We start from the raw sequence: 25,125 nt of genomic DNA on the forward strand, positions 1-25,125 counted from the left end.
AAAAGCCGCTGCAGTACACGCGGGCGGCATTTTCCGAAAGGAAGAACATGACCCGAGACTACGCCCAAACAGACCCTGCCCAGACAGACCACGCCCAGACTTACCTGTCCCGCCCCTGGACCGCTCGCTACGAGCCTGGTGTCCCGCACGATTTCACCGCGTCCAACCGGGTGCTGCCTGACCTGCTGCGGGACCACGCCCGCAACTACGCCGGGCGCCCGGCAGTGTCGTTTCTGGGTGCCACGCTGACCTACGCCCAGCTGTGGCAGCAGGTGCAGCAGCTGGCGGCGGCCCTGCAAAAATCGGGAGTGAAGCCCGGTGACCGGGTGGCCGTGATGATGCCCAACCTGCCGCAGTTCGTGGTGTCGTTCTACGGGTCGCTGCTGGCCGGCGCGGTGGTGGTGAACACCAGCCCGCTGTACGTGGCCGATGAACTCAAGCATCAGCTGGTCGACTCCGGAGCCACCACGCTGATTATTCTGGACTCGCTGCTGCCCCGCTACTTCGACGTGCGCTTCGAGGTGCCGGTGGAGCGGGTGTTTGTGGCCCGCGTACAGGACGCTTTGCCCTTTCCCAAGAACCTGCTGTATCCCATCAAGCAGCGCATCGACGGTGACTATGTGCCGATTCGCTGGACCGACAAGATTCTGCCGCTCAAAGACGTAATCGCCTCGCAGCCGCCTGCCCCGGCCCCCGTGACTCTGCGCCCCGACGACACTGCGCTGCTGCAGTACACCGGCGGCACCACCGGCGTGCCCAAGGGGGCGATGCTGACCCACCGCAACCTGATTGCCAACGCCGAGCAGGCCTGGTCCTGGCTGAGCGACCTGAAGATGGGCCAGGAAATCGGGCTGGGAGCCATTCCCTATTTCCACGTGTACGGCATGACCGCTTCGATGAACTTGAACGTCCTGGGCGCGGGCCACACGGTGCTAATTCCCAACCCCCGCGACCTGGGGATGGTGCTGTCCGAAATCGACCGGGTCAGGCCCACGCTGTTTCCGGCAGTGCCCACGCTGTACAACGCTATCAACCACCACCCCGACACCTCCAAGCACGACCTGACCTCTATCCGGGCGTGCATCAGCGGCAGTGCGCCGCTTCCGATTGAAACGGCCCGCGCTTTCAAGGACATCACGCGCGGCGCCAACCTGGTGGAAGGCTACGGCCTGACCGAGTCCAGCCCCATTACCCACGTGAACCCGGTGTCCAGCGGGCAGCGTGAAGGGTCTATCGGCCTGCCGCTGCCGGGTGTGGACGCGCTGGTGATGGGCGAGGGCAACCAGCCTGCCGCGCTGGGCGAAGTGGGCGAGCTGTGGGTGAGTGGCCCGATGGTCATGAAGGGCTACTGGCAGCGCCCCGATGAAACCGCTAAGGCGCTGCGCGAGTACGCCGGGCGGACCTGGCTGCTGACCGGCGACGTGGCCCGGATGGACCAGGACGGCTTCTTTTACATCGTGGACCGCAAAAAGGACCTGATTATCGCCAGCGGCTACAACATCTATCCCCGCGAAGTGGAGGAGGTGCTGTACGCGCACCCGGCGGTGCTGGAGGCGGCCGTGGTCGGCGTGCCCGACGAGTACCGGGGCGAGACGGTCCACGCGGCCGTGGTGTTCAAGGAAGGCCAGAGCGCCAGCGAAAAGGACCTGATTCAGTACTGCCGCCGGCATCTCAGCCCCTACAAGGCGCCGCGCTCGGTGGAGGTCCGCACCGAACTGCCCAAGACGGCCGTGGGCAAGGTGCTGCGCCGTGAACTGCGCGAGCAGACCCTGGCCGCCCGCGCCGAGGCAAAGCGTGCGCAGGCCGCTTCCCAGAATGAGCCGACTCACAGTGGGCCGACTCAGAGTGAGTCGAAAAGCGGCGAACGCAGCCAAAGCTGACGGTTTCCCCCGGCAGGGGCCTGAGGGGGGGCAGCCTCTCAGGCCCCTGTCCGCTTTATTTCCGGGCTCCAGCCAGGCTCAGTCCTAAGCCTGGCTGAAGTGGGCCTGGCTGAAGTGGGCCGAGCTGGGCCAGTTTAGGTTGGGCCGCTGGCCCTCTAACCTGCCGTACAGCGCGGAAGGGTAGACTGCACTGAGCCACTACGCTGTCAGAAGCTGGCGCCCGCTGAACCTGGCCTGCTGAAACCTGCTGCGCTGCTTACACCCGGAGACTGCCCAGGCAGCCCGCCCACTGCGGCGAGACACACAAACGGATGCACGTGGGCAGTGGGCGACGGGGCAGCGAAACAAGGGAGAGAACACTTGATACTGTTGGGCAAATTTCTGAAATTCTTCTTTTCGTTGGTGCTGGCGCTGGTGCTGGCCGGTGCCGGCCTGGCCGGTGCGTTTGCCATGAAGTGGGCGGGCGAGCTGCCCGACTACCGCGAGCTCGACAGCTTGACTCTGGGCGCCGAGACCCGCGTGTTTGCCCGCGACGGCACCGCGCTGGGCAGTTTGATTCCCCGCATCGGGGAGCAGAAGGTCAGCCGGACGCTGGTGCGCCTGAACGAAGTGAGCCCCTTCATGACCGCTGCTGTCATCTCCAACGAGGACCGGCGCTTTTTCGAGCACTACGGCCTGGACCCCATCGGTATCGGCCGTCAGGTGCAGCGCATCGCCCAGGGCAAGGACGTGCAGGGTGGCTCTACGCTGACCAACCAGCTGATCAAGAACACGCTGCTGTGGGACGAGTTCGGCGGCGCTGTGACCGCCGACCGCAAGGCCAAGGAATGGATGCTCAGCGTGCAGGTGGAGCGCTCCTTTACCAAGGAAGAGGTGCTGCAGAACTACCTCAACGCCATCTACTGGGGCGACGGCGGCCCGGTGGAGCTGTACGGCGTGTATTCGGCGGCGCAGGCCTATTTCGGCAAGGCTCCCCGCGACCTGACGCTGGCTGAAAGCGCTTACCTGACCGTGATTATTCCCAACCCGGCCAAGCGCTATAAGGATTTCGAGCTGTCATACGGCCTGATGAAGGTGCTGCTGAGCCGCATGGAGCAAGACGGCTGGATTACCTCGCAGCAGCACCAGGCTGCGCTGGCCGAGAAGGTGCAGCCCAAGGGCTGGAAGGTGCAGTACGGCGCCCCCGGCGAAGTCAAGAGTGCCCAGCTGGTCAACCCCAAAGCCAAAGAGCTGCGTGACGTGACCACCAACCGCGCCCCCCACTTCACGCAGCAGGTGGAGCAGGAGCTTACCCAGCTGCTGGGCCGCGACAAGGTGTACGGCTCGGGCGGTCTGCGGGTCTATACCACCCTGGACATGAACGTGCAGAACGCCGTGGAAATTGCCAGCCGTGAGGCCCGTGGGCTGCCGTACGGCGCCACCCTGGGAGCGGTCATCGTCAATCCCTATACCGGCGAGGTGCTGGGCATGATCGGGCAGAAGATCCGCGAAGGCGAGCCGGTGCCTGACTGGAACAATGCCGCGCAGGGCCAGCGACAGATCGGCTCGACCATCAAGCCGCTGCTGTACACGGTGGCGCTGCAATCTGGGCTGCGTCAGGACCACCGCGAGGAAGACCGCCCGGTATCCTTCCCGTGTGACACCTGTAAGGGTGGGGTGTACAGCCCGCAGAATTTCGAGGGCGCGACCACCTTCCGTAACATGACCATCCGCGAAGCGCTGGACCGCTCGCTGAACCTGGTCACGGTGCGCCTGGCCGACCGGGTGGGCCTGGAGAAGTTCTTCGGCAAGCTGGGTGAACTGGGAATTCCGCCCGGCGACGGCACCGGGCTGGCCGCTGCGCTGGGCGCCATCGAAACCACGCCGGTCAATATGGCGGCGGCCTACGCGCCCTTCGTGAACGGCGGCGTGTACTACAAGCCGCGCTACATCACCAAGGTCACCACGGCCCGCGGCGAGGTTCTCTACGACGCCAACACCGAGAACATCAAGCCGGTACGGGTATGGTCGCCGCAGGTGGCCTACCTCGGCCTGGACATGATCCGGGGTGTGGTGAACGACCTCAAGCCCGAGCAGGGCGGTCTGGCGGGCGGTGCCAAGTTCGGGGAGTGGTCCGTGGCCGGCAAGACCGGAACCAGTAACGGCCCCAAGGACCTGTGGTTCGTGGGCACCACCCCGCTGTACACCGGCGCGGTGTGGGTCGGCAAGCAAGAAGGCGGCGACATGCCCATCAACTCGTACTCGGGCGTGGTGAATACCCCCATCTGGAAGCGGATGATGGAAGTGGCGCACGCCGGCAAGACCAAGACCGAGTACCAGCAGCCGCCGGGCATTCTGTTCGCGCCGCACCCCGACCAGCAGTGGATGCCGGGCGTCAAGTTCGCCTACATCGACCCCAGCTATCAGGACGCCGCCACCGATGTGGAGGGCCAGACCCTGCCCGCCCAGGGTGCCCGTTACCGCGAGACCGAGTGGACTCCGTCCGACCCCAATTCCACCGAGCTGGTGGGCCTGGACCAGCGCACCGGCAAACTGGCGACCGAGTTCACCCCGCCCGAGCAGGTCATCATGCGGCGCATCAACACCGCCGACCTGCCCTCGTACTCGCCGGACCTGCCGGGAACTCCGGCCCAGGGGCAAGCGGGACAGACTGACCCGGCTGCCGCCAGCGGAGCGGCCACCAGCCCGGCTCCGGCCAGCAGCGGCCAGTGAGCGTGGAACACCCCGCAGGAGGGGAGGGCGGGCGCGCTCTCCCGCGCCGGTTGGGGCTGACCGGCAGCATCGGCGCCGGCAAAAGCACGGTGGCGGCGCTGCTGCGTGAGGCGGGCCTTACCGTGATTGACGCCGACGCCCTGGCCCGGCAAGTCACCGCCGACCCGGCAGTGCTGGCCGAACTGGCAGCGCTGTGGCCGGAAGTGGTCAGCGGACAGGGGGCGCACGCGCAGCTGGACCGCGCCGCGCTGGCCACCCGCGTGTTTGCCGACCCCACCCAGTTGGCGCAGCTGGAAGCGGTGACCCACCCGCATATCCGCGTGGCTACAGGGCAGGCTCTGCGGGCTGCTGCTGAACGCGGCGAACGCTGGGTGGTTCAGGACATCCCGCTGCTGTTTGAAAAGGGACTGGACAGCGATATGGACGCGGTCTGGGTGGTGGACGCTCCGCTGGAGCTGCGGCTGCGCCGCTTGGCCGAACGCAGCGGCCTTAGCCGTGAACAGGCGCTGGCCCGCGAAGCTGCGCAGTGGCCTCCTGAGCGCAAGCGTGCCCTGGCCGGAGCGGTGATTGAGAATGCCGGCAGCCTGGACGAACTGCGGGGGCAGGTGACCGGTCAGCTGGCCGCGCTGCTGGCGCCGCCGCAAGGGTCGGGCCGGGAGGACGCGGTAAAACGGTAGAGCGGTCTCTAGGCGGAGTGTCTAGGGAAAGTGTCCAGAAGGTCTTTCAGTGTAGCAGTCTCCACGCTGGGCGACCGTACCCCGGCCCGCTTCCCGGGTTTTTATGCACCCCTATACTGTGGCCTTGAATCTCGCCGGCCTATTTCGCAGAGCCAGCGATTTCAAAAGCAACGCTGTCCGGCAGCCTCCCTGGGCCATGGGAGGCCGGCCTCGCAGATGAAGAGGAGTCATCCATGGATAAAGATTTCAGTGTCATTTCCGCTTCCCGCCAGACCAGCGTGCGCGACCTGCCCTCGCCCCGGCAACTGATTGACGAGGTCTACGCCAGCGACGTGCTGACGCTGGATGACCTGCGTAGCCGCCTGAGCAAGCCGGTGTTCAAGAGCTTGCAGGCCACCTTCGAGCGCGGCGCAGACCTGGACGCGGGCATTGCCGATACCGTGGCGCTGGCGATGAAGAACTGGGCCATGGAACGCGGCGCGACCCACTACACCCACTGGTTCCAGCCGCTGACCGGTTCTACCGCCGAGAAGCACGACTCCTTCCTGACGCCGATGGGCGACGGTAAGGTGATTTCCACGTTCAGCGGCGGTGAACTGATTCAGGCCGAACCGGACGCCTCTTCCTTTCCCTCAGGCGGTCTGCGGGCCACCTTCGAGGCCCGTGGCTACACGGTGTGGGACCCCACCAGCCCGGCCTTTATCCTGCGCCACTCGGCCGGGGCCACGCTGTGCATTCCGGCCATCTTCGCCTCGTGGAACGGCGAAGCCCTGGACCAGAAGACCCCGCTGCTGCGCTCCAGCGAGGCGCTCAACCGCGCTGTGGTGCCAGCGCTGCAACTGTTCGGTGCGTCGGCGGGCACCCGCGTCAGTTCCACCCTGGGCGCCGAGCAGGAGTATTTCCTGATTGCCGAGGAGTTCTACTACCAGCGCCCGGACCTGATGATGGCCGGCCGCACCCTGTTCGGGGCCAAGCCACCACGCGGACAGGAGCTGGAAGACCACTACTTCGGGCACATTCCCGACCGGGTGCTGACTTTTATGAGCGACGTGGAAGCGCAACTTTATGCACTGGGGATTCCGGTCAAGACCCGCCACAAGGAAGTGGCGCCGGGCCAGTTTGAGCTGGCTCCGATCTTCGAGGATTCCAACGTGGCCGCCGATCACCAGCAGCTGAGCATGCAGGTGGTGCAGAGCACGGCCCGCCGTCACGGCCTGGTGGCCCTGCTGCATGAAAAACCATTTGCCGGCATGAACGGTTCGGGCAAGCACTGCAACTGGAGCATGTCCACCAACGCTGGGGAGAACCTGTTCGAGCCGGGCGACACCCCGCACGAGAACCTGCAGTTCCTGTTCTTCTGCGCCGCAGCCATCAAGGCGGTTGACGAGCACCAGGACCTGCTGCGTATCAGCGTGGCGAGTGCCAGCAACGACCACCGCCTGGGCGCTCAGGAAGCCCCGCCCGCCATTATCTCCATGTTCTTCGGCAGCGAACTGACTGAGATTTTCGAGCGTATCGAGAGTGGCGAGGGCGGACGCGGTGAGAAAAAGGGCCTGTTGGGCATGGGCAGCGCCGTGCTGCCCGACATTCCTCGCCACGCCGGCGACCGCAACCGCACCAGCCCCTTCGCCTTTACCGGCAACAAGTTCGAGTTCCGTGCCCCCGGCTCGTCGCAGAGCATCTCGCTGCCCATCACGGTGATGAACCTGATTATGGCCGACGGAGTGGCGCAGCTGACAGGGCGCCTGCGGGCCATGCTGGACGCAGGCACCGACCTGGACAAGGCGGTGGGGGACATCTTCCGTGAAGTGTACGCCCAGCACAAGCGGGTGCTGTTCGACGGCGACGGCTACAACGAAGCCTGGCACCACGAGGCCGAAATGCAGCGCGGCCTGCTGAACCTGCGGACCAGCTTGGACGCCTTCCCGCACCTGACCAGCCCCAAGAACATCGAGCTGTTCACGCGCCACGGCGTGCTGAACGAGCGCGAGCTGGAAGCCCGTCAGGAAATCATGTTCGACATCTATTTCAAGACGGTCAACATTGAAGGCGAGCTGACCGAGGCCATCGCCCAGACGGTGCTGCTGCCCGACACCCTCAACTACCTGCGCGACCTGTACGCTTCGGGCGAAAGCCGCGCCGTCAAGGGCCTGATTGCCGAAGTGGAGGGCCTGACCGACGAGCTGTACGAGGCGCTGCAGGGCCTGCGCCAGCAAAACGCCGAGCTGGGCGGGGAGGAAGTCCACGACAAGGCCTTCCACGTCCGCGACCAGGTGCTGCCGGCCATGCTGAAGGTGCGTCAGGTGGCCGACCAGCTGGAGCGGCTGGTCAGCGACGAGCGCTGGACGCTGCCCACCTACCGCCAGATGCTGTTCGTGAAGTAGGCCGTCCCCAGCAGCCCGGCGGCCTCTCCCGCGCCGCATGCCTTAAGATTGGATTCTGTGTTTAGCATGATGAACAAATCTGCGGTCAGCCCAGCCGAACTGGACGCCGGTCTGGCCGCGCTGGGGCTGGACGGCACGCAACACGTGCTCGCCCACGCTTCGCTGCGGTCGTTCGGCCGGCTGGAAGGTGGCTCCCGTACCCTGGTGGATACCCTACTGGGACGTACCGCCACGCTGGCTGCGCCGGCCTTTACCTACGCCACCATGCTGTACCGGGCCACGGACCCGGTGCATGCCCGCTTCAGCCGCGACCGGCGGGTGAGCCGCGAGCTGGGCCGGCTGCCGCAGGAAATGGTCGAGCGCGCGGCGGCCCAGCGCTCGTTTCACCCCACCCTGAGCTTCGTGTCGCTGGGCGAGGAGGCCCAGTACGTGACCCGGCGGCAGTCGCTGGCGCAGCCGTATGGCCCAGTCGGTGCCCTGTACGAACTGGGCGGCTACTCGCTGATGATTGGCACCGACTGGGACAGCAATACGGCCGTGCACTACGGCGAGTATCTGGCCGGGGTGCCCTACCTGAGCCGCTGGGCAGAGCTGAACGGCGAAGTGACCGAGATGGCTTTTCCCAACTGCTCAGCGGATTTCGGAAATCTGGCGCCGCAGGTGCAGGACCTGGGCCGCCGGGTGCAGGTGGGCCGCTCCACCTTGCAGCTTTATCCGCTGCGGGCGCTGGTGGACCGGGCGGTGGACATGCTCCGGCACGACCCCAAGGCGCTGCTGTGCCGCTCGCGTTCCTGCCGCTGCCAGCAGGTGGCGGCGCTGATTGACCGGGAGGGACTGCACCCCCGGCCGCACCAGGCTGAGCTGGGCTGAGGTTGCTGCACCAAGCAGAGCGGGCCGCTGGGTTATTGCCCAGTGGCCCTCTCTCTTTGTCTGGTTTCCTCTTATGGCCCAGTCCTATTGGGCTCCAGCGGCTCAGCCCCGGCGGTGGCCCAGCATCTCCTCAAGGCGAACCACCTTGGCGCGGGGACGGCCGGCAGCGCTGCCACTGCTCTGCTCGTGCTGGTCCAGCACCTGCCAGTCCTCGAAAGTGTAGACCGGGTGCGCGGCCAGATGGGTGTCCAGCGCCTCGCGGCTGCCGGCGCGGGGGGCGAGGGTGCCGCTGTTCACGTCTTCCAGCAGCAGGGCCACCGTGTCGGCGGCGCACTTGCGGTTGGTGCCGATCACGCCGCTGGGGCCACGCTTGATCCAGCCGGCAGTGTACTCACCCTGGCCGCCGGTCACGCGCCCGCCCTCATTGGCGATGGTGCCCGCCTTTTCGTCGAACGGGACGCCGGGCAGCGGGACGCCCCGGTAGCCCACCGAGCGCAGCACCAGCTGCACGGGGATCTCCTCGTATTCGCCGGTGCCTTCCGCGCCGCCGCTTTCCGTCAGGCGGTTCTTCTCGATACGGATGGCCCGCACGCGGCCCTGCTCATCGCCCAGAATCTCGGTGGGGGATACCAGAAAGCGGAAATGTACGGTGCGCGGCACGTCCCGCCGTTCCAGTTCCCCGAAGCCGCGCAGCACCTCCAGATTTTTCTTGACCACGTTGTCGGTAATGGCCGCTTCCTCGGCCTCGCTCACCTGCATCTCTTCGGGGCGCAGCGCCACGTTGGCGGCTTCCAGCTCTCCGAACTCGCGCAGCTCCTTGGTGGTGAACTTGGCCTGCACCGGACCGCGCCGGCCCATCACGTACACGTCTTTCACGCCGCTGCCGCGCAGCACGTCCAGGGCATGCCCGGCGATGTCGGAAGTGTGCAGCTCGTCGGCCGTCTTGGCGAGAATGCGGCTCACGTCGAGCGCCACGTTGCCCACGCCAATCACGGCTACGCCCGTCACTCCGCTCAGGTCCAGGTCGCGGGTGGCGGCGTCGGGGTGGCCGTTGTACCAGGCCACGAACTCGGTGGCGCTGAGAGACCCCGTGAGGTCCTCGCCGGGAATTCCTAGGCGGCGGTCGCTGCTGGCCCCCACCGCGTAAATGACGGCGTCGTAGTGCTCCAGCAGCTGCTCACGGCTGAGGTCGCGCCCAAATTCCACGTTCCCCAAGAAGCGCACCCGGTCGTCGTTGAGGGTCTTTTCAAAGGCTTTGGTCACGCTCTTGATGGTCAGGTGGTCCGGGGCCACACCGTAGCGCACCAGGCCGTAAGGCGTGGGCAGGCGGTCGAAGATGTCCACTTCCACCGGCACTTCGGCCTGCTTGATGAGGCTTTCGGCCGAGTAGATGCCGCTGGGGCCGGAGCCCACGACCGCCACCCGCAGCGGGCGCTCGGGGGTAAAGGACTGCGAATCTTGAGTCATATGGTCCAGTTTAGCCGCTCGGGCCGGACGTGCCTGTAACGTTGGACCGAGTGCAATCCGCCGGGCGCCCCGGTCAGGTGGCAGGGGCCAGCCGCCGGCTGACGGACGGCTGATGTGCAGCTTCAATACTGCCTTATGTCACGATTCATCCGTCCGCTGTTGTTGGTGTCCCTCTGTGCCGGAGTCTGCGCCTGTGCTCCGGTGGCGACTGGCCCGGCTTCCCCGCAGGCCCAGACAGGAGCGGGAGCGCTGCCGGTGGTGGAAGCCCGCGCCCAGACTGCGCCGGTGGGCGACCCCGCCGACTCGGACGACCCGGCCATCTGGGTGGATGCTGCCGAGCCGGCCCGCTCCTTTGTCATTGCGACCCGCAAGGAAGGTGGCCTGACGGTCTTTGACCTGAAGGGGCAAACCATTCAGGACCTGAACCCTGGCGGTGTGCGGTACAACAACGTGGACCTGGTGCGCGGCTTCCGGCTGGGCGGCGAAACGGTAGACCTGGCCGTGACCAGTGACCGCAAGGGCGACCGGGTGGCGGCGTTCGTAATTGACCCGCAGACGCGCACCCTGCGCGAGGTCACCAGCCCGGCCACGCCGCTGCTGTTCAGCCCTGGCCCGGGTACCGACGGCAAGCGCACCGCCTACGGCCTGGCCGCCTACCGTACCGCCGCCGGAGAAGACCGCGTGCTGGTCAGCCAGAACGGCTTTCCGGTGGTGGGCGAGTTCGAGCTGTACGATGACGGCCAGGGCGTGAGTGTGCGGCCCGTGCGCCGGCTGGAGCTGCCTGCAGCGCTACCGGGCCTGACCGTGGACGACCCGCAGTTCGAGGGCATGGTGGTGGACGCCGAGCAGGGCGTGGCCTTCCTGGGCCAGGAGCAGATTGGCGTATGGCGCTGGGACCTGGATGGCCGCCGCAGCGTGCTGCTGGACCAGGTGGCGCCGCTGGCCCCCCGCCTTCACGCCGACGTGGAAGGGCTGACGCTGGTGCGCGGCAGCGGAGGCCGGGGCTACCTGCTGGTCAGCAGCCAGGGCAGCAACGCCTACGCGGTGTACAGCCGCGACGGCAAGCGTTACTTCGGCTCATTTCAGGTGACGGCCGGCAGCGACCTGGTGCAGGACAGTGACGGGGCAGACGCAGTGCTCACCCCTCTGGGAAGCGATTATCCCGGCGGTCTGCTGGTGGTGCAGGACGGCGAGGCCGGCGGCGCAGAAGGCCAGACCAACTTCAAGCTGGTGTCCTGGGCCGATGTGGAGCGGGCGCTGAACTTGCCGGACGTGCGCTGAGGGCGGGCGGAGCAGACAAGACGGCAGCCGGCTGGATGAACTGGCCGGCTGCCTTTCCCTTACCGCTTCCTTTCTCTTGCTGCTTACTTCTTGGCGGGGCGGCTGGGGCGCACTTCCACCCGGCTGGGCAGGGTGCGGCGGGGCAGTTCCAGCAGGTCCACCGTCAGCTGGGCAATGTCCTCAGGCTGAATCTTCCAGGCGTCGGCGTCGCTGGGGGTGTGGCCGCCAAAGTAGGTCGCCACGCTGCCGGGCATGAACTGCGTCACCTTGATGTCGTCTTCGCGCAGGTCCAGCATCAGCACTTCGCTCAGGCCGTTCATGCCGAATTTGCTGGCGTTGTAGGCCGCGCCGCCGGCGAAGGGATTCTTGCCGGCCAGGCTGGACAGCAAGAAGATGTAACCGCCGCCGTTCTTGGCGCTCTCGGTCAGTGCGGGCAGGGCGGCCTTCACCGTGTAGAACGCGCCGCTGAGGTTGGTATCGAGCATGGTGTCCCAGTCCTCTATGCTCATGTCCTTGACGTTGGCGAACTTGCCCACGCCGGCGTTCACGAACAGCACGTCCAGCCCACCGAAGGCGGCCACGTGCCCATCCACCGCCCCTTGCAGCGCCTGCGCGTCGCGCACATCGCACACCACGCCGCGCACATTCTGGCCGATCTGCTCGGCAGCTCCGGTCACTTCCTGCTCGTTGCGGCTGGTGATGGTGACGCTGTAGCCCGCCTGTGCCAGCGCCTGCGCCACCGCGTAGCCGATGCCCTTGCTGGCTCCGGTCACGAACGCGCTTTTGCCTGCTCCGACTTTGTTCCGTTCCGCTTTCTGGTCTGTCATGGCTCCGACCCTAACGCGCCGGGGCCGGCTCAGGGTGGGAAATTGCCGAACTCTGGTTTAGAGGCGGCCGGCCGGTCGGCAAAAAAAAGCCCCCCGGTAGGGGAGCGGGCGGGTGGCTGACCGGATCAGGGCAGCTGTTTGGCCAGCTGGTCGAAGATGTAGTTGGCCGCGTCGGCGCGGTGGTTGTACACCTCCAGTACGCCGAAGTTCTGGCGCACGTTCACGGTGCGGCCGCTCGGCAGCTTGAGGCTCAGGGCAGCGGAGAACTTGGCCCAGGGCAGCAGGGCGCTGGGGGCCGTCAGGATGGGGGTCACCTGAATGGCTCCGGCCGTGTTGGGGTCGGTCGCGATGGTGGCGCCGGGGTAGCGGCGCTTGATGGCACCGGCCGAGTCGTTGGCGAGGGCCTTGACCACGGTCTGGTAGTCGCCGGCGCTAACCAGGCTGCGGTTGCCGTTCACCTGGGGGCTGAGAATCACGTAGGTGGCGGTGGCGGGGTTGACGCCGCCCCAGCTGTTGCCCTGAGCGTGGGCAGCGGGCAGGACGGACAGGGTGGCCAGGGCCACGGCAGACAGGGTCTTCTTCATGACTCCGAGTGTCGCACGCGCAACCTGACGGGGTATGAAAGCCCGCTGAACCGGCCCATTCTCCCTGCGGGCGGCACCATGCCGTATCTCCCGGCGCGGGCGTACCATGAGCAGATGCAAGAGTTGCTGACCACCATGCGCCGCCTGCGTGCTCCGGACGGTTGCCCCTGGGACCGCGAGCAGACCCACATGTCACTGCGTCCCTACCTGCTGGAAGAGGCCGCCGAGGCGGTGGACGCCGTAGCGCAGGGCCCCGCCGAGCTGTGCAGCGAACTGGGCGACGTACTGCTCCAGGTGGCCTTTCACGCCGTGATTGCCGAGGAGGAAGGAACCTTCTCTTACGCAGACGTCGAGCGCAGCATCGTGGACAAGATGGTGCGCCGGCATCCGCACGTGTTTGGCGGGCACCCGCAGCTGGCTGGGGCCGGCGAGGTGCTGGGCGTCTGGGAGCAGGTCAAGCGTGAGGAGCGCGGCGGCCGTGAGCAGACGCTGGCCGAGCAGATTCCTGCGGGCCTGGGCGCTCTGGAGCGTGAGCGGCAGGCTCAGAAGAAGAGTCATGCGGCCGCCGGCAGCCGTGAAGCTCTGCTGGCTGCCGCCCAGCAAGCCCCTGACACGGCCGAGGGCGTGGCCGAGGTGCTGGCCGCCGCGGTGGCCTGGGCACGGGCGGCGGGCGTGAGCCCCGAGCTGGCGCTGCGCGACCACACTGCCCGCACGCTGCGGGAGGTGGACGGTGACTGAGCCTGCTTCCGGTCCGGTGGCTGACCCGCTGGACGAATCGCTGCGGTACGACCCGGCCAGCGACCCCTGGGCCAGCTGGGCAGCAGGCCGCACCCGTCAGGCGCTGCGCTTGCCCGACTTTCGCCGGGCTGCCGTGCTGGCGGCCCTGTCGCTGGAGCCCCGGCCCCGGCTGCTGCTCACGGTGCGCTCGGCCGACCTGCCCACGCACCAGGGGCAGGTGGCTTTTGCAGGCGGCAAGCTGGAAGCGGGCGAGACGCCGACCCAGGCCGCGCTGCGTGAAGCGTGGGAAGAAGTGGGCCTGCCCCCGGGGAACGTCAAAGTGCTGGGCGAACTGGACGACGTGTTCACTCCGCTGGGCTTTCACGTGACCCCGGTGCTGGCCCGTTTCCAACCTCCGGCGGCCTGGACCCTGAGCGGCGAGGTGGACCGCCTGCTGCTCTGCACGCTGGACGAACTGCGCGGGACTGCTGCGCCGCCGAGCACCCGCCGCTTACCGGATGGCCGCGAGTACGCCATGTACGAGTATTTCCCGCAGGGCGTGCGCGTGTGGGGCATGACCGCCCGTATCCTGCACGACTTGCTGGAAGCGGGGGTAAGCGGCGGACGGTAGGGCGGTTGGTCCTGCACGGCCCTGTAAAGACAGCCCTGTAAAGACAGCCCTGTAAAGAGGACGTGGCCCTGGGGAGACGGCCCCGAGGCTGCCGCTGTGCCCAAATGACGTGAGGCGGAACACAGCGCCCCGCCCTACTTCGGCAGGCGTCCTGCTCAACGGTTTTGGCTCTCTTGCGGTTGTCAGAAAGCACGCATCTTTCCCTCAAATGCTCTAGGCTGAGCGATATGTCACTTCTGTCCTACGACCCCGCCAAGCACGCCGAGCTGCTGGTGGACTACTGCCTGTACGCCCAGCCTGGCGAGCGCCTGCAACTGGCCAGCTCCACTCTGGCGCTGCCGCTGATGCAGGAGCTGTACCGCACCGTGCTGCGCCGGGGTGCGCGTCCGGTGCTGAACCTGGAATACCCTGGGCAGCTGGACGACTTTGCTGAATTTGCTGCCGATGACGTGCTGGACCAGGTCCACGACGCCGACGTGCAGAACATGACCGCCATGGACGGCACCCTGCGCGTCAAGGCGCCCGAGCATCCCCAGGGCGGCGACCCCAAGCGGCAGGCCCGGCTGATTGCCAGCGGCGCCCGGCTGGCGGCAGCCCGCGCACAGAAAAAGTGGAGCCTGACCCTCTACCCGACCGAATTCGCTGCCGAGCAGGCGAACATGTCCCTGCCCGAGTTCGAGGATTTCGTGATGCGGGCGATGTTTCTGGACCGTGCCGACCCGGTGGCAGCCTGGGGCGAGGTGCGCGAGATGCAGGCCGGGCTGATTGAGCGGCTGCAAACGGCCGACCAGCTGCGTATCCAGAACGCGGGCACCGACCTGACTTTCAGCGTGAAGGGCCGCACCTGGGCCAACTCCGACGGCCGGCGCAACATGCCCAGCGGCGAGGTATTCACCGGCCCCGTCGAGGACAGTGCCAACGGATACGTGACCTTCAGCGTGCCCACCATCTACGGCGGCCAGTGGGTGCGCGGCGCCCGCCTGGAATTCAGGGACGGCGTGGTGGTCTCGGCCCGCGCCGACGAAGGCGAGGACGTGCTGCTGGCCGCGCTGGACACCGACCCCGGCGCCCGCCGCCTGGGCGAAATCGGCATCGGGTCCAACTTCGGGATTCAGCGTCCTACCGGCAACATCCTCTTTGACGAGAAGATGGGCGGCACGGTCCACCTGGCACTGGGCCGCTCCTATCCCGAAACCGGCGGCGTGAACGAGAGCGGGATTCACTGGGACCTGATTACCGACCTGCGCCCCGCCGCAGGTGGCGGCACCGTCAGCCTGGACGGCGAGGTCTGGCAGCAAGGCGGGCAGTTCGTGTAAGAGCAGCCTGGGCCAGTGCCGCTGATTTGGGCCGGCCCGGACGGCGCCGCCTTTGATAGGGCCTTCTGCAATGAGGCCAAGCAGGACAGGGGGCGGGAGGAAGTGGCTGGCTGAGGCCTCTTTACCCCGCCCCCCGCCGTCTTCCGGGCGGCCTTATTCTTCTGCTGGCTTCTTGCTGGCCGCGCTTTTTCTGCCTGCCGTCTTGCGGGGCACAGCTGGCGGTGTGGCCGGCTGAGTTGCAGCGGCTGGGCCTGCTTCCGGCCGAGCTGCCGCTTTTTCGGCTGCCGCCTTGCTGCCCGCCCTGCGTGTGGGCTTCGCTTTCGCTGCTGCACCCACCTCTGCGGCACCGGACTTGTCTGCCCGGGGCGGGTCCGTCTCGGCCTCCTGCAGGGTCCTGGCGGTCTTGGCGGTGTCTGCCGAGGCTGGAGCCGCATCCGCTGAAGAGTGGCCCGCCTGGGCAGTCATGGCGCGGCGGGCGGTGGGGCGCGGCCGCGCACTCCCGGCCTCTGCTGCGGGCAGAGCTGGGGCAAAGGAAGCGGCGTCCGACTGGCCGTCCTCCTCGCCGGCCAGCGGGGCCAGCAGCGCGTCCAGGTCGGCCTGGGTCAGCTGCGCGGCGCTGCTCAGGCCGCCGTCTAGCACACCGCTGGCCAGGGCAGCCTTGCGCGCCTGCAGGTCCAGAATGCGCTCCTCCACGCTGCCGGCAGCAATCAGCTTGTACACGAACACCGGCTGGTCCTGCCCGATGCGGTAGGCGCGGTCGGTGGCCTGCGCTTCGGCGGCGGGGTTCCACCAGGGGTCCAGGTGAATCACGGTGTCGGCGGCTGTCAGGTTCAGACCCACGCCCCCCGCCTTGAGACTGATCAGGAACACGTCGGCATGCCCGCTCTGGAACTGCTCGATGGCTTCGGCGCGCCGCCGCGTCTGCCCGGTCAGCTTGCTGTAGGAAATCCCCAGTTCCTTGAGGTCGGCTTCCAGCAGCCCCAGCAGCGACGCGAACTGACTGAAGACCAGCACCCGGTGTCCCTCCTGCACCAGCTCCGGCAGCTGTGAGCGCAGCCACTCGCGCTTGGCGTTGTTCTGCACGCTGGCAGCGGCGCTCAGGCGCACCAGCCGTGGGTCGGTCGCGGCCTGCCGCAGCCGCAGCAGGGCGTCCAGAATGGTGACACTGGAGCGGGCCAGGCCCCGCGCTTCCAGTTCGCGGCGCACCCGGCCTTCCAGGTTCGCGCGTACCGTTTCGTACAGGTCGCGCTGGTCGCCTGCCAACTCCAGGCGCACCACCACCTCGGTCTTGTCGGGCAGTTCGCGGGCCACCGAGCGTTTGTCGCGCCGCAGCACGAAAGGCCGAATGCGGGCCGCCAGGGCACGCTGCCGCGCCGCGTCGCCGCCCTTTTCAATGGGGGTGCGGTACAGCTCTCCGAACTGCCGCTCGCTGCCCAGCAGTCCGGGCATCAGGAAGTGGAACAGCGACCACAGCTCGCCCAGGTGGTTTTCCAGTGGGGTACCCGTCAGGGCCAGCCGGTGCCGGGCCTGGAGTGCCCGGGCCGCCCGGGCCGCCGCGCTGCGCGGGTTTTTGATGTTCTGCGCTTCGTCCAGAATCACCAGATGAAAGGACTGCTCACGCAGTTGCTCGATGTCACGCGGCAGCAGGGCGTAGCTGGTCAGGACCAGGTCGTAGTCCTGCAGCGCCCCGAAGTGCCGGTGCCGGCCAGGGCCATGCAGCGCCAGTACCCGCAGCGCAGGCGTGAAGCGCTCGGCTTCGGCGCGCCAGTTGCCCAGCACCGAGGTCGGCGCCACCACCAGGGTGGGCAGGTCGGCACGCCCCGCCCGCTTCTCGGTGAGGATATGGGCAAGGGTCTGAACCGTCTTGCCCAGCCCCATATCGTCAGCCAGCACGCCGCCCAGGCCGTACTCACGCAGAAATTGCAGCCAGCCCAGGCCCTGGCGCTGGTAGGGGCGCAGCTTGGCCTGCAGCCCGCGTGGGGCACGCACTGGAGCAATGCCCTCAAAGTCCTGCAGGCGCTGTCCCAGGTCCAGCAGGTCCTGGCGCCCCAGCCAGCGCAGGCCCAGCGCCCGGTCCAGCTCGGCCAGGCGGCTTGCGTCCAGCACCGACATCCGCAGCGGCCCACCGGAGCGCCCACCGAGGTGCAGCTCCACCAGCACGCTGAGGATGTCACGGACCCGCCCGGCCGGCAGGGCCAGCGTGCGGCCGTCGGGCAGCGCGGTCAGCAGGGGGCGGCTGCTCGGTAGGGCGGCCAGGGTGGCAGGGTCCAGCAGTTCCGGCTGGCGGTCCAGAAGCCCGGCCAGCAGTGGCAGCAGGCTGTGGCGCTGTCCGCCCACCGTGACCCCCAGCTCCAGGTCGAACCAGCCGCCGCCGCTTTCCTCCTCGGCCGAGCCGTACCAGTCCTCCACCTCAGCAAAGCGGTAGGGGAACGATGGGTCCAGGTCCACCCGGAACCCCGCCTCCTCCAGCCGCGGGCGCACCTCCTCCAAGAAGCGGTACCACTCGGCCGGGTCGGTCACGCTGTACAGGCGGTCCAGGTCAGGGTGCTGCGGCCCAGTGGCGGCAGGAAACAGCCCGGCCAGCGGCTGCAGACCAGTGCCCGTCAGCTGCCGCTCTGCCTGTGCCTCGGCGTCCGGGTCGCGGCGGTACAGGGTCTGGGCAGCTCCCTCGCTGCCGTCCAGCCGCTGCCCGGCGTACTCGTGGTGCAGCTCGGCTGCGGCCACCTGCTGCAGCTGGCGGTGCTTGCCCCGGCCCGCCAGCACTCCGGTTTCCAGCAGCGTCAGCACCGGCTGGTGCGCGGCCACCTCGGCGTGTTCCTGCATGGCCTGGGGCAGGGGAATGCGGCCCGCCTGCTCACCCAGCAGGTCGTGCATCTGCGCGGCGATGAGGGTACGGGTGGCCGCCGCCTGCTCGGGCGGCACCGGGGGCAGGGCCAGCAGCGCGGCTTCCACTTCGGGTGGGAGCAGGCTCAGCACCTCGCCCAGCTGTCCACCTTCCCGGTCCAGATACCAGCGGCTGTGCAGCCCGAACAGCTGCTCGTCGCTCAGGCCGCTGGGCGCCCGCAGCCCGAACTGCTGCACCCCGCCCCGGCGCTGGGTCCAGGTGTAGCGCAGCTGCCGGGCCGGGCCTGGGGCCAGTGGCTGTGGGTCAGCTCCGGCATGCAGCCGCCCGGTGGCCAGCAGCGCAGCCAACAGGTGGTCGGTGAGCGGCTCGCGCCGCAGCAGCTGCACCGGCTGGTCGTTCAGGGTGGCGGGGTCGCCATATTCGCTGAGTCCGCGCAGCAGTTCGCGGTCGTTGTCGGCGCCGGGGGGCAGGGTGTCCAGCCAGCCGCGCCGCCACTCCAGACTGCTGGCCGGCGGCAGCTCCAGCGGCTGCTCGGGCAGCAGGGTGCCGGAGCGGGTGTAGCGGGCCTGCTCGGCACCCACGCTGACCAGCACGGGACCGCCGTCCGGGTCGGGAATCAGGTTCAGGCGGTAGCGCAGGGCCTGACCGCGCCGGGGTGTTTCGGGGCGGCGCAGGCCACGCAGCAGCGGGCCGTACTGTTCTGCCGCCCGTGCCCGCGACACCCGGCCGCCTTCCGGACGGGAGCCGGCGGGGCGCATGGCCTGGGCGTCCTGCGCCGGCTCAGCTGCCGGGTCCGCTGCCGCAGTGCGCTTTTTCTTTTTCTTCTTGCGGCGGCCGGGTTCAGGGTCCTGGGCTGCCCCGCTCAGCGGCTGGCTGGCCGGCGCTGCAGAGTCCAGCTCCGAGGATTCCGGCCCCGAGGAGTCCAGCACTGAAGGGTCCGGCACTGCAACCGCTGCGGCGGAGTCGGCCTGCGCAGCTTCTGCCAGTGCTTGCTGCGCCCGTTCCAGCGGTGTGCCGCTCAGCACCCGTGCCAGGTGGGGGCAGCGGTTTTCACCGCAGGAGCAGCGGCTGTCCAGCAGCTGGCCGCCCATGTCCAGCACGAAGCGCTGTGCGAACCAGCGCTTGCCGGCCCGCACCCGCGCATTGCCCTTGACCCCCTGCGGGACACGGCGCAGCTTCAGACCCTTGACCGCCCCTTCAGGCAGGTCGTGGGCAGCCTGCAACGTGGCCGGGCCGAATACGCCGAGGTCCGGTGAAATCAGTTCCGGTGCAGTCATCCGACGCGTGTCAGGTCCTTGGGCAGCGGCAGGAACTCGATTTCGGGGTGCTGCTCGGCGGTGTAGTCGAGGTCGTATTTGGACCGGAACAGCATCACCGGGCGGCCCTGGTCGTCTTCCATGCTGCGGGCGAAGCGGGCCACGCTGCCCTCGTCGCCGGCCAGCCAGCGCACCAGCGAGTAGCTCGTGACGCTCATTTCCACCTCCACCTTGTACTCCTCTTCCATGCGGGCCTGGAACACCTCGAACTGCAGCGGCCCCACCGCTCCCAGGAACGGTTCCCGCGCTCCGTCGGTGGGGTAGAAGACCTGCACCACGCCTTCTTCGGCCAGTTGGGTCAGGCCCTTCATGAACGCTTTGCGCTTGCCCACGTCCTTGAGGTACACGCTGGCAAAAGTCTCGGGGGTAAAGCGCGGGAAGCTGGGCAGCGACACCTTGCCGCTGAGGCTCACCACGTCGCCAATCTGGAACACGCCGGGGTTCACCAGCCCCACGATATCGCCGGGGTACGCTTCTTCCACCTTCTCGCGGTCCTGCGCGAACAGGGTGTGCGCCTGCGACAGCCGCAGCTTGCGCCCGGTGCGCCCGTGAATCACGTCCATGCCGCGGTCGAACTCGCCCGACATCACCCGCATGTAGGCGGTGCGGTCACGGTGGGCTTTGCTCATGTTGGCCTGCAATTTGAAGATGAAGCCTGCGAATTCGTCGGTGGGCTGGCGCAGACCGGCGCTGGTTTCCACTGGGCCGGGCGCGGGAGCCAGCTCCACGAAGTTGCTCAGGAAGTGCTCTACCCCGAAGTTGTTCATGGCCGAGCCGAAAAACACCGGGGTCATCTCGCCGCGCAGGAAGGTCTCCAGGTCAAACTCGGGCAGTGCGCCTTCAATCAGTTCCACCGCTTCGGCCAGGGCTGCGGCCAGGTCGCTGCCCACCAGCTCGGCCAGTTGCGGGTCGTCCAGGCCCGCCGTCTGCACGGGAGCGCGGTGCTTGCCGCCCGACGTGCGCTCAAAGGCCAGCACCCGCTTGGTCTGCAGGTCGTACACGCCCTTGAAATCAGGGCCGTCGCCAATCGGCCAGGTGAGCGGCACGGCGGTGATGCCCAGCGATTCTTCTACCTGATTGAGCAGCTCAAAGGGGTCAAGCGCGGGGCGGTCCATCTTGTTCACGAAAGTCAGGATGGGAATGCCCCGGTTGCGGCACACCGCGAACAGCTTCTCGGTCTGCGCCTGCACGCCACGTGCCGCGTCCAGCACCATCAGCGCGGAGTCGGCGGCGGTCAGGGTGCGGTAGGTATCCTCGCTGAAATCCTGGTGCCCAGGGGTGTCGAGCAGGTTGATGTGGCGGCCCTCGTACTCGAAGGTGAGCGCCGAGCTGGAAATAGAAATCCCGCGCTGCTGCTCGATGCTCATCCAGTCGGACTGGGTATGCGAGCGGCCCTGCTTGGCGGTCACGCTGCCCGCCTCCTGAATCGCGCCTCCGTACAGCAGCAGCTTTTCGGTGATGGTCGTCTTGCCCGCGTCGGGGTGGCTGATGATGGCGAAGGTGCGGCGGCGGTCAATTTCGCCCTGCAACTGGGCGCTGGGTTGTTGGGTCATAGATACTCCTGGCGTCACGGCTTCGCCCCGCCCCCTGCGGACAGGGGACAAGTGAAGCGGGGGTGCTCCAAACTCTGCGGCTGAACGGGCCCCCGGCTTCCCTGCGGCAGACGCAGGGAGAGGAGGGGGCGGGTAAAGACTCCAGGCCAGGGGCTCAGGGTGGACCGGGGCGCAGCCGGCGTGGAGCGGCAGACATGGGGAGCATGATAGCAAGCGTGCGGGAAAAAAAGCGGCGGCACTGCTGGGCGGCGGTGGGACGCCGGGTCAGGGTTTCCGGGCCATCTGCTCGCGGCCCTCTACTCCCGGCTCTCTACGCGGTGGCCTGCCTGCTCCAGCGCACTCAGGGCGCCTGTCAGCCGCTCCTGGGGCACCAGCACATAATCCGTATCGAAGGTGCTCACGGCGAAAATACCGATGTCCGCTTGCCGCAGCGGCTCCAGCACGCTGACCAGGATGCCGGTCACGTCGAAAGGGAAGGGGCCTTGCAGTTTCAGGGCGGCCCATCCCGCCTGGCACTGCACCGCGTCCGGCACCTGCTCCGCCGCGCACAGTACCGACAGTTCTTCGGCGGTCCGGCTCACGGTCCAGAACTCGCCCTCGGTGGCCCAGTGGGGCAGAGGTTCGGCGGGGCTCAGGCGGCACACGGCATATTCGCCGTTCAGCAGGCTGAGGGTGAGGGCCGGGCGCGGTGCGGGCATAGGCCCAGTCTAGGCGGTGCGCCGGCCGGAGCAAGGTACGCTGAATCCATGACCTCTGCCCCCGCTCCCCGTCCCCTGACCCTCATCACCGGCGCCACCGGCGGTATCGGCCGGGCCACCGCCTTTGCCCTGGCCCCCGACCACGACCTGATTCTGCAGGGCCGCAGCCGCGCCGCGCTGGAGGACTTGCAGCGTGAGGTCCAGCTCCAGCACCCCCACACGCGGACAGAGCTGCTGGAGCTGGACCTGCTGCGCCCTGATACCTTTGCCGCCGCCGCCGACCTGCGCCCCACCCATCTGGTCCACAACGCGGGCGTGGCCGAGCTGGGCGCAGTCGCCAAGCAGACCCACGACCGCTGGACCTGGACCCTGGCGGTCAATGTGGTCGCCCCCGCCGAGCTGACCCGGCTGCTGCTGCCCTCGGTGCAGGCGGCGCGGGGCACCATCGTCTTTATCAACTCGGGCGCGGGCCTGCGGGCGAATGCCGGCTGGGCCAGCTACGCGGCCAGCAAGCATGCGCTCAAGGCCCTGGCCGACGCCCTGCGCCAGGAAGTGGCCGACTCCGGGGTGCGGGTGGCCAGCCTGTACCCTGGCCGCACGGCCACGCCGATGCAGCAGGCCATTCGGGAGCAGGAGGAAGCCGCGTACGACCCCGCCGCCTTTATCCAGCCGGCTACCGTGGCCGACGTGGTGCGTTACGTGCTGGCCGCCCCGCGTGACGTGTCGCTGGACGACGTGGCTGTGCGCCCTGGCCCGCGCTGAAGCTGGCCCGACCTGTTCTTGGTCCGGCAACCCTGGTCCGGCCGCCCTGGGCTAAGCTGTGAGGCATGAATATTCTCGGCAAAGTGACGGTGCTGCCCAAGTTGCCGGCGGCCATCGGGCGGCTTTCGGAGCTGGCCTACAACCTCTACTGGAGCTGGGAGCCACGGGCCTGCAGCCTCTACCGCGACCTGAACCCGGACATCTGGGAAACCTACGGCCACAACCCGGTCCGTACCCTGCTGGAAGTGGGCAGCGAAGATATGGACCGCGCTGCCACCGACCCCGAGTTCGTGCGCCGCTACGGCGAGGTGATGGCCGAATTCGACGCCTACATGGGTAAACAGGACACCTGGGCCAGCCGCCACGCCGCCGACCTCAAGCCAGTGGCCTACTTCAGCATGGAGTACGCCCTGCACGAGTCGCTGCCCATCTACTCGGGGGGCCTGGGCGTGCTGGCCGGCGACCACTGCAAGAGCGCGTCCGACCTGGGCCTGCCCTTTACCCCGGTGGGGCTGCTGTTCCACGACGGCTATTTCCGCCAGACCCTGGGCCGCGACGGCTGGCAGGAAGAGAAGTACGACCGCCTGGACCTGACCACCTTGCCCATTCGTCCCATCCGTACCCCTGAGCACGACGAACTGCGCATTTCGCTGGAGATCGGTGGGCGCACGGTGACGGCGCGGGTGTGGCAGCTGAACGTGGGCCGTATCCGTATGCTGCTGCTGGACACCGACGTGCCCGAGAACCACCCCGACGACCGCCTGCTCACCTCGCGGCTGTACGGCGGCGACCAGGAAATGCGCCTCAAGCAGTACATGCTGCTGGGCATCGGTGGCGTGCGGGCGCTGCGGGCTGCGGGCGCTCCGGCCGAGGTCTGGCACATGAACGAGGGCCACGCCGGGCTGCTGAACTTGGAGCGTATCCGTGAGCGGGTGGAGCAGGGCCTGGACTTCCGCACCGCCCACGAGCTGACTGCCGGCAGCACGCTGTTTACCACCCATACCCCAGTTCCGGCCGGCAACGACGCCTTCTCCTGGGACCTGATGGACCGCTACCTGGGAAGCTGGCCCGCGCAGCTGCACACCACCCGCGAGCACCTCTACTCGCTGGCCCGGAGTGAAGCGATGGAAGACCACGGCCCGGCGTTCAACATGACCGTGTTCAGCCTGCGCATGAGCCGCATGGCGAACGGGGTCTCCAAGCTGCACGGTCAGGTCAGCCGCGACATGTGGAAGCACCTGTATCCCGGCCTCTACCCCGAGGAAGTGCCTATCGGCCACGTGACCAACGGGGCGCACAACCTCAGCTTCACCAGTCAGCGCATGCGCGACCTGCTGAGCACCGTGATGCCTGAAGACTGGACTGAGCGCCTGCACGAGCCGGAGATCTGGCAGAACGTCGAGCAGCTTTCGGGCGCCCAGCTGGCGGGCGTGCAGCGCGAGATGAAGGCCGAAATGATTGCCTTCGTGCGCCACCACCAGCGTGAAATGCTGCTGCGGAACGGGGCCGGCGCCGCCGAGCTGGCCTACACCGACACCCTGCTCAGCCCCGACGTGCTCACCATCGGCTTTGCCCGCCGCTTCGCCACCTACAAGCGGGCGACCCTGCTGCTGCGCGACCGCGAGCGCCTCAGCCGCATCGTGAACCACCCCGAGCGGCCGGTGCAGTTCGTGTTCGCCGGCAAGGCCCACCCCGCCGACAACCCCGGCAAAGCGCTGATTCAGGAAATCTACCGCGTATCGCAGCTTCCCGAATTCCGGGGCAAAATCGTGATTCTGGAAAACTACGACATGCACGTGGCCCGCCGGCTGGTGCAGGGGGTGGATGTCTGGATGAACAACCCCCGCCGCCCGCTGGAGGCGTCGGGCACCAGCGGCATGAAGGCGTCGTTCAACGGCAGCCCCAATTTCAGCGTGCTGGACGGCTGGTGGGTCGAAGGCCACCTGGAAGGCAACGCCAACGGCTGGCCGATAGGCGAAGAGCGCGAGTACGCCGACCAAGCCGTGCAGGACGACGCCGACGCTTTTAGCCTTTACCAGACGCTGGAGCAGACCATCGTGCCGCTGTACTACGGCGAGCGGGGCGGTGAAGCGGACAGCTGGGCCGGGGTGGTTCGCAGCGCCATCGAGTCGGTCAGTGCGCGCTTTTCCATGCAGCGCCAGGTGATCGATTATGTGCAGTGCTACTACCTGCCGCTCAGTGCCCGCCGCAACCTGCTGGTGCCCGGAGGTGGTCAGCGTGCCCGCGAGCTTGCCGAGTGGAAAGCCTGGATTGCGAACCAGTGGCCGCAGGTGTCTGTGGCCGCCAGCCATCATCTGCCCGCCACCGCCGAGCCGGGCGAGCAGGTGCAGATTACGGCCCAGGTGAACCCTGGCCGCATTGCCGCCGAGGAGTTGCGGGCCGAGGTGGTGCTGCGCCGTGGTCACCGGGTCGAGCGCGTGCCGATGCAGCGGCGTGAGGACGGCGAATACGCGGCCACCGTCGCGCTGGAGCGCAGCGGCATGTACGAGGTAGGTGTGCGCCTCTATCCGTACCTCCCGGACCTGAGCCACGACTTCGAGCTGGGCCTGGTGAAGTGGGCCTGAGCAGCTGAGACTGGAAGCAC

The 25,125-nt window shown here is 67.8% G+C and carries 17 protein-coding genes; 11 read left to right on the plus strand and 6 right to left on the minus strand.

Features of this window, described 5'->3' with window-relative positions; genetic code table 11:
* Nucleotides 1-47: 47 nt before the first annotated feature.
* The 5 genes from DEIPR_RS04340 (at nucleotide 48) to DEIPR_RS04360 (ending at nucleotide 8,523) form a co-directional block, all read left to right on the plus strand.
* Nucleotides 48-1,880 carry a long-chain-fatty-acid--CoA ligase gene (locus DEIPR_RS04340; RefSeq protein ID WP_013614613.1) on the plus strand — a complete coding sequence of 611 codons (1,833 nt, stop codon included), beginning with the start codon at nucleotides 48-50 and terminating at the stop codon, nucleotides 1,878-1,880.
* A gap of 360 nt (nucleotides 1,881-2,240) precedes the next feature.
* Nucleotides 2,241-4,592 (plus strand): transglycosylase domain-containing protein, encoded by a 2,352-nt coding sequence (locus tag DEIPR_RS04345; RefSeq protein WP_013614614.1) that lies wholly within the window; start codon nucleotides 2,241-2,243, stop codon nucleotides 4,590-4,592.
* Entirely contained in the window at nucleotides 4,589-5,269 is a 681-nt protein-coding gene (coaE, locus tag DEIPR_RS04350) for a dephospho-CoA kinase (protein WP_013614615.1), read from the plus strand. Before DEIPR_RS04345 ends, coaE begins: the two co-directional genes overlap by 4 nt.
* A 233-nt stretch (nucleotides 5,270-5,502) precedes the next feature.
* Nucleotides 5,503-7,653: a glutamine synthetase III family protein gene (locus tag DEIPR_RS04355; RefSeq protein WP_013614616.1), complete on the plus strand. Its 2,151-nt coding sequence runs from the start codon at nucleotides 5,503-5,505 to the stop codon at nucleotides 7,651-7,653.
* 66 nt (nucleotides 7,654-7,719) lie between these two features.
* The gene (locus DEIPR_RS04360) at nucleotides 7,720-8,523 is read left to right on the plus strand and encodes an AAC(3) family N-acetyltransferase (protein ID WP_013614617.1); all 804 of its coding nucleotides are present in this window, start codon (nucleotides 7,720-7,722) and stop codon (nucleotides 8,521-8,523) included.
* Between the two features lie 102 nt (nucleotides 8,524-8,625).
* Here the strand turns inward: DEIPR_RS04360 and DEIPR_RS04365 are convergent, their stop codons facing one another.
* Nucleotides 8,626-9,990: an FAD-dependent oxidoreductase gene (locus DEIPR_RS04365; protein WP_013614618.1), complete on the minus strand. Its 1,365-nt coding sequence runs from the start codon at nucleotides 9,988-9,990 to the stop codon at nucleotides 8,626-8,628.
* A 135-nt stretch (nucleotides 9,991-10,125) separates the two neighbouring features.
* On the opposite strand from DEIPR_RS04365, the gene DEIPR_RS04370 reads away from it, so the two are divergent.
* Nucleotides 10,126-11,271 carry a phytase gene (locus DEIPR_RS04370; RefSeq protein ID WP_013614619.1) on the plus strand — a complete coding sequence of 382 codons (1,146 nt, stop codon included), beginning with the start codon at nucleotides 10,126-10,128 and terminating at the stop codon, nucleotides 11,269-11,271.
* Nucleotides 11,272-11,354: 83 nt separating this feature from the next.
* On the opposite strand, the gene DEIPR_RS04375 is transcribed toward DEIPR_RS04370, so the two are convergent.
* Both DEIPR_RS04375 and DEIPR_RS04380 read right to left on the minus strand, forming a co-directional pair.
* Nucleotides 11,355-12,098: an SDR family oxidoreductase gene (locus DEIPR_RS04375; RefSeq protein ID WP_013614620.1), complete on the minus strand. Its 744-nt coding sequence runs from the start codon at nucleotides 12,096-12,098 to the stop codon at nucleotides 11,355-11,357.
* 125 nt (nucleotides 12,099-12,223) lie between these two features.
* On the minus strand, nucleotides 12,224-12,682 hold the full coding sequence (locus tag DEIPR_RS04380) for a hypothetical protein (RefSeq protein ID WP_013614621.1): 459 nt from the start codon (nucleotides 12,680-12,682) through the stop codon (nucleotides 12,224-12,226).
* Between the two features lie 114 nt (nucleotides 12,683-12,796).
* On the opposite strand from DEIPR_RS04380, the gene DEIPR_RS04385 reads away from it, so the two are divergent.
* From DEIPR_RS04385 to DEIPR_RS04395, 3 genes are all read left to right on the plus strand, one after another.
* The gene (locus tag DEIPR_RS04385; protein ID WP_041221940.1) at nucleotides 12,797-13,420 is read left to right on the plus strand and encodes a MazG nucleotide pyrophosphohydrolase domain-containing protein; all 624 of its coding nucleotides are present in this window, start codon (nucleotides 12,797-12,799) and stop codon (nucleotides 13,418-13,420) included.
* Nucleotides 13,413-14,030 (plus strand): NUDIX hydrolase, encoded by a 618-nt coding sequence (locus DEIPR_RS04390; RefSeq protein ID WP_013614623.1) that lies wholly within the window; start codon nucleotides 13,413-13,415, stop codon nucleotides 14,028-14,030. The genes DEIPR_RS04385 and DEIPR_RS04390 overlap by 8 nt, the downstream gene beginning before the upstream one ends.
* A 227-nt stretch (nucleotides 14,031-14,257) precedes the next feature.
* Nucleotides 14,258-15,346, plus strand: a complete 1,089-nt coding sequence (locus DEIPR_RS04395; protein ID WP_013614624.1) for an aminopeptidase — start codon at nucleotides 14,258-14,260, stop codon at nucleotides 15,344-15,346.
* A gap of 153 nt (nucleotides 15,347-15,499) precedes the next feature.
* Here DEIPR_RS04395 and DEIPR_RS04400 read toward each other — a convergent pair whose 3' ends face one another.
* The 3 genes from DEIPR_RS04400 to DEIPR_RS04410 form a co-directional block, all read right to left on the minus strand.
* The gene (locus DEIPR_RS04400; protein WP_013614625.1) at nucleotides 15,500-19,468 is read right to left on the minus strand and encodes a DEAD/DEAH box helicase; all 3,969 of its coding nucleotides are present in this window, start codon (nucleotides 19,466-19,468) and stop codon (nucleotides 15,500-15,502) included.
* Entirely contained in the window at nucleotides 19,465-21,060 is a 1,596-nt protein-coding gene (locus DEIPR_RS04405) for a peptide chain release factor 3 (protein WP_013614626.1), read from the minus strand. Before DEIPR_RS04405 ends, DEIPR_RS04400 begins: the two co-directional genes overlap by 4 nt.
* Nucleotides 21,061-21,356: 296 nt before the next feature.
* Nucleotides 21,357-21,758, minus strand: a complete 402-nt coding sequence (locus DEIPR_RS04410; protein WP_013614627.1) for an ACT domain-containing protein — start codon at nucleotides 21,756-21,758, stop codon at nucleotides 21,357-21,359.
* A gap of 48 nt (nucleotides 21,759-21,806) precedes the next feature.
* Between DEIPR_RS04410 and DEIPR_RS04415 the strand changes: the two genes are divergently transcribed.
* Nucleotides 21,807-22,520 carry an SDR family oxidoreductase gene (locus DEIPR_RS04415; protein WP_013614628.1) on the plus strand — a complete coding sequence of 238 codons (714 nt, stop codon included), beginning with the start codon at nucleotides 21,807-21,809 and terminating at the stop codon, nucleotides 22,518-22,520.
* 65 nt (nucleotides 22,521-22,585) lie between these two features.
* Nucleotides 22,586-25,105, plus strand: a complete 2,520-nt coding sequence (gene glgP / locus DEIPR_RS04420; protein ID WP_013614629.1) for an alpha-glucan family phosphorylase — start codon at nucleotides 22,586-22,588, stop codon at nucleotides 25,103-25,105.
* The last annotated feature ends 20 nt before the right edge of the window (nucleotides 25,106-25,125 follow it).

The organism is Deinococcus proteolyticus MRP (assembly GCF_000190555.1).
GTDB lineage: Bacteria > Deinococcota > Deinococci > Deinococcales > Deinococcaceae > Deinococcus > Deinococcus proteolyticus.

Excerpts from the sequence above, each read along its gene's own strand:
- DEIPR_RS04340 (WP_013614613.1), top strand. The coding sequence starts at position 48 with ATGACCCGAGACTACGCCCAAACAGACCCTGCCCAGACAGACCACGCC.
- DEIPR_RS04355 (WP_013614616.1), top strand. The coding sequence starts at position 5,503 with ATGGATAAAGATTTCAGTGTCATTTCCGCTTCCCGCCAGACCAGCGTG.
- DEIPR_RS04360 (WP_013614617.1), top strand. The coding sequence starts at position 7,720 with ATGATGAACAAATCTGCGGTCAGCCCAGCCGAACTGGACGCCGGTCTG.
- DEIPR_RS04365 (WP_013614618.1), bottom strand. The coding sequence starts at position 9,990 with ATGACTCAAGATTCGCAGTCCTTTACCCCCGAGCGCCCGCTGCGGGTG.
- DEIPR_RS04370 (WP_013614619.1), top strand. The coding sequence starts at position 10,126 with ATGTCACGATTCATCCGTCCGCTGTTGTTGGTGTCCCTCTGTGCCGGA.
- DEIPR_RS04375 (WP_013614620.1), bottom strand. The coding sequence starts at position 12,098 with ATGACAGACCAGAAAGCGGAACGGAACAAAGTCGGAGCAGGCAAAAGC.
- DEIPR_RS04380 (WP_013614621.1), bottom strand. The coding sequence starts at position 12,682 with ATGAAGAAGACCCTGTCTGCCGTGGCCCTGGCCACCCTGTCCGTCCTG.
- DEIPR_RS04385 (WP_041221940.1), top strand. The coding sequence starts at position 12,797 with ATGCAAGAGTTGCTGACCACCATGCGCCGCCTGCGTGCTCCGGACGGT.
- DEIPR_RS04395 (WP_013614624.1), top strand. The coding sequence starts at position 14,258 with ATGTCACTTCTGTCCTACGACCCCGCCAAGCACGCCGAGCTGCTGGTG.
- DEIPR_RS04400 (WP_013614625.1), bottom strand. The coding sequence starts at position 19,468 with ATGACTGCACCGGAACTGATTTCACCGGACCTCGGCGTATTCGGCCCG.
- DEIPR_RS04405 (WP_013614626.1), bottom strand. The coding sequence starts at position 21,060 with ATGACCCAACAACCCAGCGCCCAGTTGCAGGGCGAAATTGACCGCCGC.
- DEIPR_RS04410 (WP_013614627.1), bottom strand. The coding sequence starts at position 21,758 with ATGCCCGCACCGCGCCCGGCCCTCACCCTCAGCCTGCTGAACGGCGAA.
- DEIPR_RS04415 (WP_013614628.1), top strand. The coding sequence starts at position 21,807 with ATGACCTCTGCCCCCGCTCCCCGTCCCCTGACCCTCATCACCGGCGCC.
- glgP (WP_013614629.1), top strand. The coding sequence starts at position 22,586 with ATGAATATTCTCGGCAAAGTGACGGTGCTGCCCAAGTTGCCGGCGGCC.